Origin of the sequence: Microbacterium sp. Kw_RZR3, from assembly GCF_029222405.1 — a bacterium.
Taxonomy (GTDB): Bacteria; Actinomycetota; Actinomycetes; order Actinomycetales; family Microbacteriaceae; genus Microbacterium.
The window spans coordinates 23,699-36,834 of sequence record NZ_JARHXC010000182.1; the positions used below are offsets into that span (position 1 = coordinate 23,699).

Annotated in this window: 12 protein-coding genes; 5 read left to right on the forward strand and 7 right to left on the reverse strand. The window is 69.5% G+C overall.

Annotation, left to right across the window (positions count from 1 at the left end; all coding sequences use genetic code 11):
* Positions 1-29: 29 nt before the first annotated feature.
* From tmk to P2P98_RS09700, 7 genes are read right to left on the reverse strand one after another with little or no spacing between them, the layout of a single operon-like run.
* Positions 30-704 (reverse strand): dTMP kinase, encoded by a 675-nt coding sequence (gene tmk, locus P2P98_RS09670; RefSeq protein WP_275799457.1) that lies wholly within the window; start codon positions 702-704, stop codon positions 30-32.
* Complete coding sequence (topA, locus tag P2P98_RS09675; protein WP_058626142.1) at positions 701-3,415, reverse strand: type I DNA topoisomerase; 2,715 nt, start codon at positions 3,413-3,415, stop codon at positions 701-703. Before topA ends, tmk begins: the two co-directional genes overlap by 4 nt.
* On the reverse strand, positions 3,391-3,804 hold the full coding sequence (locus P2P98_RS09680; protein WP_275799458.1) for a helicase: 414 nt from the start codon (positions 3,802-3,804) through the stop codon (positions 3,391-3,393). The genes topA and P2P98_RS09680 overlap by 25 nt, the downstream gene beginning before the upstream one ends.
* Positions 3,804-4,136: a TadE family protein gene (locus P2P98_RS09685; RefSeq protein WP_275799459.1), complete on the reverse strand. Its 333-nt coding sequence runs from the start codon at positions 4,134-4,136 to the stop codon at positions 3,804-3,806. The genes P2P98_RS09680 and P2P98_RS09685 overlap by 1 nt, the downstream gene beginning before the upstream one ends.
* Before the next feature lie 10 nt (positions 4,137-4,146).
* The gene (locus P2P98_RS09690; protein WP_275799460.1) at positions 4,147-4,386 is read right to left on the reverse strand and encodes a DUF4244 domain-containing protein; all 240 of its coding nucleotides are present in this window, start codon (positions 4,384-4,386) and stop codon (positions 4,147-4,149) included.
* A 41-nt stretch (positions 4,387-4,427) separates the two neighbouring features.
* On the reverse strand, positions 4,428-5,336 hold the full coding sequence (locus P2P98_RS09695) for a type II secretion system F family protein (protein WP_275799461.1): 909 nt from the start codon (positions 5,334-5,336) through the stop codon (positions 4,428-4,430).
* Positions 5,333-6,301, reverse strand: coding sequence for a TadA family conjugal transfer-associated ATPase (locus P2P98_RS09700; RefSeq protein ID WP_275799462.1), 969 nt, complete (start codon positions 6,299-6,301; stop codon positions 5,333-5,335). Before P2P98_RS09700 ends, P2P98_RS09695 begins: the two co-directional genes overlap by 4 nt.
* 430 nt (positions 6,302-6,731) lie before the next feature.
* Between P2P98_RS09700 and acs the strand changes: the two genes are divergently transcribed.
* From acs to P2P98_RS09725, 5 genes are all read left to right on the forward strand, one after another.
* Positions 6,732-8,699: an acetate--CoA ligase gene (acs, locus tag P2P98_RS09705; protein ID WP_275799463.1), complete on the forward strand. Its 1,968-nt coding sequence runs from the start codon at positions 6,732-6,734 to the stop codon at positions 8,697-8,699.
* Positions 8,700-8,853: 154 nt separating this feature from the next.
* Positions 8,854-9,534 (forward strand): GntR family transcriptional regulator, encoded by a 681-nt coding sequence (locus P2P98_RS09710; RefSeq protein WP_058614319.1) that lies wholly within the window; start codon positions 8,854-8,856, stop codon positions 9,532-9,534.
* Positions 9,531-11,057 (forward strand): MmgE/PrpD family protein, encoded by a 1,527-nt coding sequence (locus P2P98_RS09715; RefSeq protein WP_275799465.1) that lies wholly within the window; start codon positions 9,531-9,533, stop codon positions 11,055-11,057. Before P2P98_RS09710 ends, P2P98_RS09715 begins: the two co-directional genes overlap by 4 nt.
* Complete coding sequence (gene prpB, locus P2P98_RS09720) at positions 11,057-11,959, forward strand: methylisocitrate lyase (RefSeq protein WP_275799466.1); 903 nt, start codon at positions 11,057-11,059, stop codon at positions 11,957-11,959. Before P2P98_RS09715 ends, prpB begins: the two co-directional genes overlap by 1 nt.
* Positions 11,960-11,961: 2 nt before the next feature.
* Positions 11,962-13,134 (forward strand): bifunctional 2-methylcitrate synthase/citrate synthase, encoded by a 1,173-nt coding sequence (locus P2P98_RS09725; protein WP_275799467.1) that lies wholly within the window; start codon positions 11,962-11,964, stop codon positions 13,132-13,134.
* Positions 13,135-13,136 lie beyond the last annotated feature (2 nt).

Here is a 13,136-nt window from a genome sequence, read left to right on the forward strand (position 1 = left end):
CCGCTGTGCGCTCGCCTCGTGAAACGGCGTCACCCGATACGCGATGCCACGGCCTCGCGCACGCGGGCGGCGAGGACGGGCACGGGCTGGCGTGCGTCCAGCACGAGGAAGCGTGCGGGCTCGGCCGCCGCGAGGGTCAGGAAACCCGCGCGCACCCGAGCGTGGAACTCCTCCTTCTCGGCCTCGAGTCGGTCGAACGGCTTGGCGTCTGCGTCGAGGCGCGTCCGGGCCGCAGCGGGGTCGAGGTCGAGGAGCACGGTCAGATCGGGAAGCAGCCCGCCGGTCGCCCACAGTGAAAGCTCGCGGATGTCGTCGGAGTCGAGCACTCGCCCGGCCCCCTGGTACGCGACGGAGGAGTCGAGGTACCGGTCCTGGATGACGACCTCGCCGCGCGCGATCGCCGGGCGGACGACGGTCTCGACGTGGTGCGCGCGATCCGCCGCGTAGAGCAGAGCCTCGGCGCGTGGCGCGATGTGTCCGCGGTGGTGCAGCACGATGTCGCGCACGAGGATGCCCACCTCGGTACCGCCGGGTTCACGCGTGCGGACGGTCTCGCGGCCGCTCTCGCGAAGCCACTCCTCGAGGAGCGCCGCCTGGGTGGTCTTGCCGGCGCCGTCGCCGCCCTCGAACGTGACGAACAGACCGGGTCCCCCGGCCGTCGCGGCTCGGGGAGCGCGCGGCGGCCGGGTCGAATCCGCGGTCACGACTTCTTCGCCGGGGCCTTGCGGGTGGTCGTCGTCTTCCGTGCGGCGGTCTTCTTCGGGGCGGGACCCTTGGCACGCTTGTCGGCGATGAGCTCGACGGCGCGCTCGAAGGTGATGGCCATGGCATCCTCACCGCGCGGGACCGTGGCGTTCGTCTCACCGTCGGTGACGTACGGACCGAAGCGGCCGTCCTTGAGCTTGATCGGCTTGCCGCTCACGGGATCGGCGTCGAACTCCTTCAGGGCGCTCGACGCGCGACGTGCCCCGTACTTGGGCTCGGCGTACTTCGCGAGGGCCTCTTCGAGCGTGATGTCGAAGATCTGCTGCTCGTTGTCGAGCGAACGCGAGTCGGTGCCCTTCTTCAGATACGGGCCGAAGCGCCCGTTCTGCGCCGTGATCTCGGCCCCCGACTCAGGGTCGACGCCCACGACACGCGGGAGCGACAGCAACTGCAGCGCGGTGTCGAGGTCGATGGTGTCGACCGACATCGAGCGGAACAGCGACGCGGTGCGCGGCTTGGGAGCCGCATCCTTCTTCGTCGTCTTCTTCTTCGGCTGCTCGACGACCTCACCCGTGGCGGGGTCGACCTCCTCGGGGTCCTCGGGCTCGACCTCTTGCACGTACGGACCGAAGCGGCCGTCCTTCACGACGACGAGCTTGCCGTTCTCGGGGTTCTCGCCGAGCACACGGTCACCGGCCACGGGAGCGTCGATGAGCTCCTGCGCCTTCTCGGGCGTGAGCTCGTCGGGCGCGAGATCCTCGGGGATGTTGACGATGCGCGGCTTCGCCTCGGGATCGGCGCCGGGCTCGGTGACCTCGAGGTACGGGCCGTACTTGCCGAAACGGAGCGTCGCGGTGTCGGTGATCCGCGTGGAGTTGAGCTCACGCGCGTCGATCTCGCCGAGGTTGTCGACGATGTGACGCAGACCGATCTGCTTGTCGGAGCCGAAGTAGAACTCCTTGAGCCACTCGGTGCGACGCTGCTCGCCGCGGGCGATCGCGTCGAGGTCGTCTTCGAGGGCCGCGGTGAAGTCGTAGTCGACCAGGTCGGCGAAGTGCTCCTCGAGCAGACGGACGACGCTGAACGCGAGCCAGCTCGGAACGAGCGCCTGGCCGCGCTTCGTGACGTACCCGCGGTCGAGGATCACGCCGATGATGCTGGCGAAGGTCGAGGGACGACCGATCCCCTTCTCTTCGAGCGCCTTGACGAGGCTCGCCTCGGTGTACCGCGGCTTCGGTGAGGTGCTGTGCCCCTTGGGCTCGACGTCGCTGACGGCGAGCTCGTCGCCCACGGCGACCGCGGGCAGCGACTGGTCTTCGTCGTCGTCGCGGCCGTTGCGCTTCTCGTCGGCGCCTTCCTCGTAGGCCTCGAGGAAGCCCTTGAAGGTGTAGACGGTTCCGGATGCCGTGAACTCCGCGACCTTCTCTTCCGCCTGGACCGTGAGGGTGACGGTGGTCGTCTCGTACTTGGCATCCGCCATCTGGCTGGCGACGGTGCGCTTCCAGATGAGGTCGTAGAGCTTCTGCTCGTCACGGTCGAGCGAGGAGGCCACGGACGCCGGGGTCCGGAAGGTCTCGCCCGAGGGGCGGATGGCTTCGTGCGCTTCCTGCGCGTTCTTCGACTTGCTCTTGTAGACGCGCGGGTTGGCGGGCACGGCCTTGTCGCCGTAGAGCGACACCGCCTGCGCGCGAGCCGCCGAGATCGCCTGGGCGGAGAGCGCGACGGAGTCGGTACGCATATAGGTGATGAACCCCTTCTCGTAGAGCCGCTGCGCGACGCCCATGGCGTGCTTGGCGCTCATCGAGAGTTTGCGACCGGCCTCCTGCTGCATCGTGGAGGTCGTGAAGGGGGCACGGGGGCTGCGGGTTCCCGGTTTGGCCTCGACCTTGGCGACCGTCGCGCGCCCGGCGGCGGTCACGGCGTCGGCGAGCGCGCGAGCCTGCGCCTCGTCGAGGACGACGACGGCCTTCTTCAGCTGACCGTTGTCGTCGTAGTCGCCACCGCGTGCGATCGGGGCTCCGTCGAGTCGGTTCAGTCGCGTGGTGAACGACGAACCCGCCTGCGACGCGCGAGCCTCGACGTCCCAGTACGACGCCGACACGAAGGCCATGCGCTCTCGCTCGCGCTCGACCACCATGCGGGTCGCGGCGGACTGCACGCGGCCCGCGCTGAGCGCGGTGCCCTCGCGGCCGGAACCGACCTTTCGCCAGAGGACCGGTGAGACGTCCCACCCGTAGAGGCGGTCGAGGACGCGACGGGTCTCCTGCGCGTCGACGAGCGAGACGTCGAGGTCGCGCGTGTGCTCCGCGGCGTCGCGGATGGCGTCCTTCGTGATCTCGTGGAAGATCATGCGTCGCACGGGGACCTTGGGCTTCAGGACCTCGAGGAGGTGCCACGCGATGGCTTCGCCCTCGCGGTCACCATCAGTGGCGAGCAGGACTTCGTCGGCCGTCTTCAACGCCCGCTTCAGCTCGGCGACCGTTTTCGTCTTGCGGTCGTTGACGACGTAGTAGGGGTCGAAGTCGTTCTCGACGTCGATCGAGTACTTCCCGTATGCCGCCTTCTTGTCGGCCGGGATCTCTTTCTTCGACGCGAGGTCGCGGATGTGCCCGACCGAGCTGAGGACCTCATAGTCGTCACCGAGGTATCCCTGAATCGACTTCATCTTGGTCGGGGACTCGACGATCACGAGCTTCTTGCCGTTTGCCACTGGGGTCCTTTCTTCGCTGCACACCATACACACGCATTCCTGGTGGGGTTCCCGGAGACCGCTCGGGCGGTCGTATCGGGTGGACCGGCTCGCGAGTGTGCATCGAACGGAATTCCACCGTACGCCGTGCCGACGGTCACCGTGGCGACGAGGCCGTCGAGCACGCATTCCTCGAGGGTCGCTCCGCCCGCCGCAGCGACCGCGGCGGCGGCGTCGCAGGGCACGCCGTCGACGGCGCCGCTCACCGTGTCGGCGGCGGCGAGGGCGGCGGCATCCGCTGTCCCGGCGAGCTTCTGCGCCTGGACGGCCGCGCCGCACGCGGCGGCGAGCGCCAGCGTCAGACCGACGGTCGCCGCCGCGATCCCGACGACGGTGACGGTGCCGGCCATCACTCGCCCCCGTCCAGAGCGCACGCTCGCGCCGTCACGGGCGGGAGCGGGACGGAGAGCGATACCGGGGCCGACGTGTCGACGCAGACGAGCCCGTCGGCCCGCGACACCGCCATGGATGCGCCGACCTCGCCGACCGCCGCGAACGCTCGCGCCTCGTCACCGCGCCCGAGCATTCGCGCGGACTCCGCCGACACGTGGTGGAGCCGAACGGCCGTCGCAGCCGATGCCAGCACGCCCACGCAGAGCGCGAGGACGATGACGACGGCCGGGACCGCGACCGCGAACTCGGCGGTCACCGATCCGCGTTCATCGCGCCACGTCCGCCTCACGAGAGGCTCCTCACTGGACCGTGAGCGCACGACGGACGAGATCGGTCAGGATGCCGCGCACTTCATCGCTCCTCATGATGACGACCAGCAAGCCCGCGAAGGCCACCGCAGCCATGGTCGCGATGGCGTACTCCGCCGTGGCGGCGCCGCGGTCGTCGAGGAAGAGCGCTCCGGCACGGCGGGTCGTCAGAGGGGGCAGCGCGGGCACAGCGCAAGCGGGTGCAGCAGGTGAGAAGAACGGGGCGGACATGGAGACCTCTTTCATGGGTGTGGATGGAACGAACGGACGCATCAGAACGGCGAGACGCCGGATCGGAGGATGCCGATCATGAGCGGCGCGACGGCGAGCAGCAGGAAGGCGGGGAGCGTGCACACCCCGAGCGGGAGGAGAAGACGCGTGGACAACCGTGCTGCGGCCTCTCGACCCGCGGTTCGGGCCGCCTGTCGGGCGAGCCACGCGTCGCCGCGGAGGAGTTCGCCCGCGGGGACACCGGCGCGCAGCGACAGCTCGAGCGTCGCCTCAGCACGCCGCACGTCGTCATCGACCGCGGCAGGATCGGTGCGGTGTCGCTCCGCGGCGATGAGGGCACGCGCGCGTTCGACCGAGGCACCGGCCGAGAGGGCGACCGCGAAGAGCTCCGCGGTCATTCCCGGGACGCCGAGCGGCGGCGTCGCGCTCCGCGCGAGGCGCTTCGACCACACGCGCGCGACGACGGTCAGCGCGAGCCCCGCCCCCAGACAGACCTGACCGATCGGGTCGGTGACGAGCACCCGGACGGTATCGAATCCGAGGACCATGCCGAGGGGAACACCCACGAGCGGAAGCCCGGCGAGCAGGCGCGCGGTCGCGAGCGGCTCGGCAAGAGCCACCCGGACGTCGTCGACGATGTCACGCGCCTCGCGAAGCGACGTCCCGACCCCGCGGAGCGTGTCGGCGAGCGGTGCGCCCACCGCGGTCGCGACGGCCCACACCGCCGCGATGTCGAGCCACCCCTCGCCCGCCTCGCGAAGAACTCGGGAGACGTCGTCACCGATCGCGGCGGCTGCGGCCGCGTCGCGTCCCACCGGACCCGCGTCTTCGGCCAGGTGCCGCCACGCGGTGGCCGTGCTCAGACCCGCCGCCAGCAGAACGGCGAGGCGCAGGACGGTGTCGAGGGGATCCGGTCCGACAGGGCGCGACCGGGAGCCGAGGACGGTCATCCCCACCGCTCCGGTTCGATCGACAGGCGCTCATCGCGGACCACGGGTCGACCGATCCCCGCGATGCGTCGACCCACGGGGGTGCGTTCCACGTGGACGACGACGTCGATGCCGCTGTGCACCTGCCGCGCCGTTGCCGCCGCGTCCATGCCCGCGAGCGCCCCCAACGCCTCGAGGCGCGACGGAACGTCGGAGAGGCTGCGCGCGTGGAGGGTTCCGGCTCCCCCGTCGTGCCCCGTGTTCAGCGCCAGGAGAAGCTCGCGGAGCTCTTCTCCGCGGCACTCCCCGAGGACGAGGCGATCGGGCCGCATCCGCAACGCCTCGCGGACCAGACGGGCCAGGCCGATGCCTCCGGCGCCCTCGAGGTTGGGCTGCCGCGCTTCGAGAGCCACGTGATGCGGGTGATCGGGCCGGAGCTCCGCGACCTCTTCGATCGTGACGAGGCGCTCCCCGTGCGGAACCCGCGAGAGCAGAGCGCTGAGCAGGGTGGTCTTCCCCGCCCCCGTGGCACCGGTGATGAGGATATTGGCCCGCTCATCGACGAGCGCATCGAGGTGCGACCGACCGTGCGCGGTGAACATGCCCGCCGACTCCAGCCGGTCGAGGTCGGGCGCATCCCACCGCGGCACACGGATCGACACCGCCGTCCCTCTCGTCGCGACGGGGAACAGCACCGCGTGCACCCGGATGCCGCGGTCCAGGCGTACGTCCACGCACGGCGACGCGTCGTCGAGATGCCGCCCTCCGAGGGCGATCAGACGAACGGCGAGCCGACGGACCTCCCCCTCACCCGCTCGCCACGACGGAACCCACTCGACCCCGCTCCCCCGGTCGACGAAGAGTCCCTCTTCGCCGTTGAGGAACAGGTCGGTGACCGCGGGGTCATCGAGGAACGGCCGGAGGAAGGACAGCGCCGGGTCGCGCCAGACCTCCGAGGGAGACCGGAGGGGAAGGACGGGAGACATGCCGACGACGGTACGAGGGCGAGCCCGCCTCGCACCGAGCCGAATGTCGGATTCGTGGAGAGATCACCGAGCTCGCGGCTCGGGGAGAAGAAGTGCCGCCCCACACGATCCGACAGTGGACCGGGACAGAAAAAAGAGGGGGCGGCATCCCGTCAGTGGGGGGCGAGGGATGCCGCCACGCGCCGGCGGAAATTGGGGGGCTCCCACCGACGCGGATGCCGGAAGCGATGTTCGGGCGTTGCTAGATTACGCGCCTCGGACGGCCGCGCCAACTCACCACGCACCACCGCGCCCTGATATATCACCTGTTTCTTCCGGCGGGGATGCCAACTATCGGAGGTGGCCGGTTGTCGGAGGCTCTCGCTAGCGTCATCACGGTGACGATGCCTGCGACGACGCGGCATCCCCTCGACCGCGAAGGAGCGCCGCGATGAGCAGCCAGATCGACCATCTCCTCAACGAAACCCGCCGTTTCGCCCCGTCGGCGGAGTTCGCCGCGAACGCCGTCGCCGACGCGAGTCTCTACGAGCGCGCCGCGGCCGACCGCGACGGATTCTGGGCCGACCAGGCACGAGAACTGCACTGGCACACGCCGTTCACGCGAGTGCTGGACTGGTCGAACCCGCCGTTCGCGGAGTGGTTCGCCGACGGCGAGCTGAACGTCGCCTACAACTGCCTCGACCGCCACGTCGAAGCCGGCCACGGCGACCGCATCGCGCTGCGGTGGGAGGGTGAGCCCGGCGATCAGCGGAACGTCACCTACGCCGAGCTCACCGACGAGGTGAAGCGCCTTTCCAACGTCCTGATCGGCCTCGGGATCGAGCGCGGCGACCGCGTGGCGATCTATCTGCCGATGATCCCCGAGGCCATCGCCTCCATGCTCGCCGTCGCCCGCATCGGAGCCGTGCACTCGGTCGTGTTCGGCGGCTTCTCGGCCGACAGTCTCCGCTCCCGCATCGACGACGCCGGCGCCAAACTCGTCATCACCGCCGACGGCGGCTGGCGCAAGGGAAAGGTGTCTCCCCTCAAGCCCGCGGTCGACCAGGCGCTCGCCGACCGCAACGGGTCCGGCATCCAAGAGACCGTGGAGCACGTGCTCGTGGTCAAGCGCGGCGAGAACGACGTCGAGTGGATCGACGACCGCGACATCTGGTGGCACGACGTCGTCCCGCAGGCCTCGGGCGAGCACGAGGCTGAGGCGTTCCCCGCCGAGACGCCGCTCTTCATCCTCTACACCTCCGGCACCACGGGGAAGCCCAAGGGCATCCTCCACACTTCCGGCGGGTACCTCACGCAGGCGGCCTTCACCAACCGCGTCGTGCACGACGTGCACCCCGAGACCGACGTCTACTGGTGCACCGCTGACATCGGCTGGATCACGGGCCACACCTATGTCACCTACGGTCCGCTCGCCAACGGCGCGACGCAGTTGCTCTACGAGGGAACGCCCGACACCCCGCACCCGGGCCGGTGGTGGGAGCTCATCGAGAAGCACGGCGTCACGATCTTCTACACCGCGCCGACCGCGATCCGCTCGTTCATGAAGATCGGCCGCGACGTGCCGCAGAAGTTCGATCTGAGCTCGCTCCGTCTGCTCGGATCGGTCGGCGAACCGATCAACCCCGAGGCGTGGGTCTGGTACCGCGACATCATCGGCGCCGACAGGACGCCGATCGTCGACACCTGGTGGCAGACCGAGACGGGCGCCATCATGATCTCCGCCCTCCCCGGTGTCACCGAGACGAAGCCCGGCTCGGCGCAGGTGCCGATCCCCGGGATCTCGATCGCCGTCGTCGACGACCAGGGCGAGCCGGTCGGCAACGGCAGCGGTGGTCTGCTCGTGATCACCGAGCCCTGGCCGAGCATGCTGCGGGGCATCTGGGGCGACCCCGACCGCTACCGCGAAACGTACTGGGACAAGTTCTCCGACAGGGGGTACTACTTCGCGGGCGACGGAGCCCGCCTCGACGACGACGGGGACGTCTGGCTCCTCGGGCGGGTCGACGACGTCATGAACGTCTCGGGTCACCGTCTCTCGACCGCCGAGATCGAATCGGCCCTCGTGGGGCACGAGGGCGTCGCCGAGTCGGCCGTCGTCGGCGCGTCAGATGAGACCACCGGGCAGGCGGTCGTGGCCTTCGTCATCATCAAGAGCAGCTACCTCAAACAGCACCCGGTCGAGGGGCTCGGCGACGAGCTGCGCAAGTGGGTCGGCGAGCAGATCGGCCCGATCGCCCGCCCGCGCGACGTCTACATCGTCGGCGAGCTGCCCAAGACGCGCTCCGGCAAGATCATGCGACGTCTCCTCCGCGACGTCGCCGAAGGCCGCGAGGTCGGCGACACCACGACCCTCGCCGACACCGCCGTCATGAGCGTGATCAGCGCGCAGGTGAAGTAGACGACACGACAAGGAGGATCCCGGATGCCATGCCCTCGGCATCCGGGATCTTTCGTGTTCTGGATACATTGAACCCCTCAATGACCCGATCGCCGCCCCGCAGGGCGCCTTGCGTATACACTCAGCGGTGACCGGCGATGTCGAGGAGGCCAGCATGCGCGCGAGCGATCGGGCCTACGCAACCCTCCTCGAAGAGATCCAGACCGGCGTCCTCGCGCCGGGCACCGTCCTCGGCGAAGTCGAGCAGTCCGCCCGCCTGGGCGTGAGCCGGACTCCCCTGCGCACGGCTCTCGCTCGCCTGGCATCCGACGGACTCGTCGCCCAGTCGTCCCCCCGGGTCACCGTCGTCACCGACGTGCAGAGCGACGACATCCGCGCGCTCTTCACCGTCCGCCGCGCCCTCGAGGAGACGGCGGCCCGCCTGGCCGCGGCATCGCCCTCGGCGACAGCGTTCGCCCGTCTGGCGGACGCTTTCGCCGCCGCCGATCTTGACGGCGATACCGCCCGCGACGCGTATTACGCGCTCATCGCCGAGTTCGACGAGGAGATGGATGCCGCCGCCGACAACGACTATCTGGTCGGCGCGCTGCGCACCGTCCGCGCTCACCTCGTGCGCGTCCGGCGTCTCGCCCGGTACCGCCCGGAACGACTCGCCGCCTCGGTCGCCGAGCACCGCCTGATCGCCTCGGCCATCGCGGCCGGCGACGGCGACCTCGCCGCGCATGCCGTCCACGTCCACCTGCACAACGCCCTCACCAGCATCCTCGACTCGCTCGAGACCTCCCCGACCCTCGCGTCCAGCACGCAATCCACCGGCCGAAAGAGAAGATCATGACGATCACGCACCACGTTCGTGTCCACCGCAGCGAAGAGAACCTGGCCCGTGAGGGACAACTCGCATGGTCTCTCGCGCGAATCGCGGTCGATCCGGTGGCGGTCGACGCCGATGTGGCGGACATGATCATCAACCGGGTGATCGACAACGCCGCCGTCGCTGCGGCGTCGCTGTCGCGCGAGCCGGTCAGCGCGGCGCGTCAGCAGGCGCTGGATCACGCGGTGTCGATCGGCGGGGCCGGGGCGACGGTGTTCGGGTGCGCGCTGGAGCGACGTTCGAGCCCGGAGTGGGCGGCGTGGGCGAACGGCGTCGCCGTGCGAGAACTCGACTACCACGACACGTTCCTCGCGGCGGATTACTCCCACCCCGGCGACAACATCCCCCCGATCCTCGCCGTCGCCCAGCACACCGGCCGTGACGGCGTCGCCGTGGTGCGGGCGCTGGCGACGGCGTACGAGGTGCAGATCGACCTGGTCCGCGCGATCAGCCTGCACAAGCACAAGATCGATCACGTCGCCCACCTCGGCCCCTCGGCCGCCGCCGGCATCGGTACCCTCCTCGACCTCGATCAGGCCACGATCTACCAGGCGATCGGCCAAGCCCTCCACACCACCACCGCGACCCGCCAGTCCCGCAAGGGCGAGATCTCCACGTGGAAGGCGCACGCCCCCGCGTTCGCGGGGAAGATGGCGATCGAAGCCGTCGACCGAGCCATGCGGGGCGAGACGTCGCCGTCCCCGATCTACGAAGGCGAAGACGGTGTCATCGCGTGGCTGCTCGACGGCCCCACCGCCACCTACGACGTCCCGCTGCCCGGTGACGGGGAGTCCAAGCGGGCGATCCTCGACTCGTACACGAAGGAGCACTCCGCCGAGTACCAGGCGCAGGCGTGGATCGACCTCGCCCGCAAGCTCCACCACGAGCGCCCCGACCTCACCGACCCGGCGAACATCGCCTCGATCGTGCTGCACACCAGTCACCACACGCACTACGTGATCGGCTCCGGCGCGAACGACCCGCAGAAGTACGACCCCACGGCCTCGCGCGAAACGCTGGATCACTCCATCCCGTACATCTTCGCCGTGGCGTTGCAGGACGGCGCCTGGCATCACGTCGACTCCTACGCCCCCGCACGCGCGGGCCGGCCGGACACCGTGGAGCTCTGGCACAAGGTGACGACGGCGGAGGATGCCGAGTGGACCCGTCGGTACCACTCCGAGGACCCGAACGAGAAGGCCTTCGGCGGGCGCGTCGTCATCACCCTCACCGACGGGTCGACCCTGGAGGACGAGATCGCCGTCGCCGACGCCCACCCCCTCGGCGCCCGGCCCTTCGCCCGCGAGGACTACATCCGCAAGTTCCGGATCCTCGCCGAGCCCGTCCTCCTCCCCGAGGAGATCGAACGCTTCCTCGCCCTCGCCGAGCGCCTGCCCGAACTCACCCCCGCCGAGGTCATGCAGCTCACCATCGTCGCGAAGCCCGGCGTCCTGGCATCCGCTCCCGCACCCAAGGGACTGTTCTGATGCTGTACTCGTCGGTCTCGGCGGCCGAGAAACGGCGGGCGTTCCGCGAGCGGTTGGCTTCAGGCGAGCTCCTCCGCTTCCCCGGGGCGTTCAACCCACTGTCGGCCCGCCTCATCGAACGCAAGGGGTTCGAGGGCGTCTACATCTCGGGAGCGGTGCTGAGCGCCGATCTCGGCCTCCCCGACATCGGTCTGACCACCCTCACCGAAGTCGCCGGTCGCGGGCAGCAGATCGCCCGGATGACCGACCTCCCCGCGATCATCGACGCCGACACCGGTTTCGGTGAACCCATGAACGTCGCGCGGACCATCCAGACGCTCGAAGACGCGGGACTGGCCGGATGCCACATCGAAGACCAGATCAACCCGAAGCGGTGCGGCCACCTCGACGGGAAGGCGGTGGTCGACACCGACACCGCGATCAAGCGCATCCGCGCGGCGATCGATGCGCGGCGTGACGACAACTTCCTCGTCATGGCCCGCACCGACATCCGGGCCGTCGACGGCCTGGACGCCGCGATCGACCGCGCTCGACAGCTCGTCGACGCCGGAGCGGACGCGATCTTCCCCGAGGCGATGCGCACCCTGGCCGAGTTCGAAGCGGTGCGCGCTGCGGTCGACGTGCCGATCCTGGCGAACATGACCGAGTTCGGCAAGAGCGACCTCTTCAGCGTCGACGACCTGCGGAGCGTCGGCGTGAACATCGTCATCTGGCCGGTCTCGCTCCTGCGCCTCGCGATGGGGGCCGCCGACCGCGCCCTGGAGGTCCTCCAGGACGAGGGACATCTGAAGAGCCAGCTCGGGTCGATGCAGCATCGCGCCGATCTCTACGACCTGATCGACTACGAGCAGTACAACCACTTCGACACGAACATCTTCGACTTCACCATCACGAAGGAGTGAGCATGGCTGACACCCAGGACGACATCAAGAAGGGCCTCGCCGGCGTCACGGTGGACTACACCGCCATCAGCAAGGTCAATCCCGAGACGAATTCGCTCCTGTACCGCGGGTATCCCGTGCAAGAGCTCGCCGCGACGCAGTCGTTCGAGGCCGTCGCCCTCTTGCTGTGGAACGGCGACCTGCCGACCGAGTCGGAGCGCGCGGAGTTCGGTACGTTCGAGCGCGCGCACCGCGACCTCGACGACGACATTAAGACCGTGATCGACCTCCTCCCGCTCGACGCTCACCCCATGGACGTCGTGCGGACCGCCGTCTCGGCCCTCGGCGCCTCGGCGGCCGACGTGGCCGACAACTCTCCGTCGGCCGATCTCGCCAAGGCGAAGCTGCTGTTCGCCAAGATCCCCGCGATGGTGGCCTACGACCAGCGCCGCCGACGGGGGCAGGAGCTGGTTCCTCCCCGGAACGACCTGGATTACTCGCGCAACTTCCTCTGGATGACGTTCGGCGAAGAGCCGGTGGACGTCGTCGCCGAGGCGTTCAACGTGTCGATGATCCTGTACGCCGAGCACTCGTTCAACGCATCGACGTTCACCGCGCGCGTCATCACCTCGACGACAGCTGATCTGTACTCGGCCGTCGTCGGCGCCATCGGTGCCCTCAAGGGCGCTCTGCACGGAGGCGCGAACGAGGCGGTCATGCACATCTTCGACGAGATCGGTTCGGCCGAGCGGGTCGCGGGCTGGCTCGACGACGCCCTCGCGAACAAGCGGAAGATCATGGGCTTCGGGCACCGGGTCTACAAGAAGGGCGACTCTCGCGTTCCCACGATGAAGGCGGCCCTCGACACGCTCGTCGCCCACTACGGCGCCGACGAACTCGCTGCCCTATACGACGAGCTCGAGACCGCGTTCGTCGCGCGGAAGGGCATCTACCCGAACCTCGACTATCCGTCCGGACCGGCATACCACCTCATCGGCTTCGACACCCCGACCTTCACCCCGCTGTTCGTCGCGGCCCGCGTCACGGGCTGGACGGCTCACGTCATGGAGCAGACGGCATCCAACGCCCTCATCCGCCCGCTGTCGGCGTACACCGGCGTCGACGAACGGCATGTCGAGGGCTACGTCGCGTCCGAGGCGGACCGAGCTGCCGCCGCACGGCCAGAAGAGGCGTAGGA

Coding starts and splice junctions, on each gene's coding strand:
- P2P98_RS09690 (WP_275799460.1), bottom strand. CDS start 4,386: ATGTCCGCCCCGTTCTTCTCACCTGCTGCACCCGCTTGCGCTGTGCCC.
- prpB (WP_275799466.1), top strand. CDS start 11,057: ATGCTGTACTCGTCGGTCTCGGCGGCCGAGAAACGGCGGGCGTTCCGC.
- P2P98_RS09725 (WP_275799467.1), top strand. CDS start 11,962: ATGGCTGACACCCAGGACGACATCAAGAAGGGCCTCGCCGGCGTCACG.
- P2P98_RS09700 (WP_275799462.1), bottom strand. CDS start 6,301: ATGTCTCCCGTCCTTCCCCTCCGGTCTCCCTCGGAGGTCTGGCGCGAC.
- P2P98_RS09695 (WP_275799461.1), bottom strand. CDS start 5,336: ATGACCGTCCTCGGCTCCCGGTCGCGCCCTGTCGGACCGGATCCCCTC.
- P2P98_RS09680 (WP_275799458.1), bottom strand. CDS start 3,804: ATGGCCGGCACCGTCACCGTCGTCGGGATCGCGGCGGCGACCGTCGGT.
- acs (WP_275799463.1), top strand. CDS start 6,732: ATGAGCAGCCAGATCGACCATCTCCTCAACGAAACCCGCCGTTTCGCC.
- P2P98_RS09715 (WP_275799465.1), top strand. CDS start 9,531: ATGACGATCACGCACCACGTTCGTGTCCACCGCAGCGAAGAGAACCTG.
- P2P98_RS09710 (WP_058614319.1), top strand. CDS start 8,854: ATGCGCGCGAGCGATCGGGCCTACGCAACCCTCCTCGAAGAGATCCAG.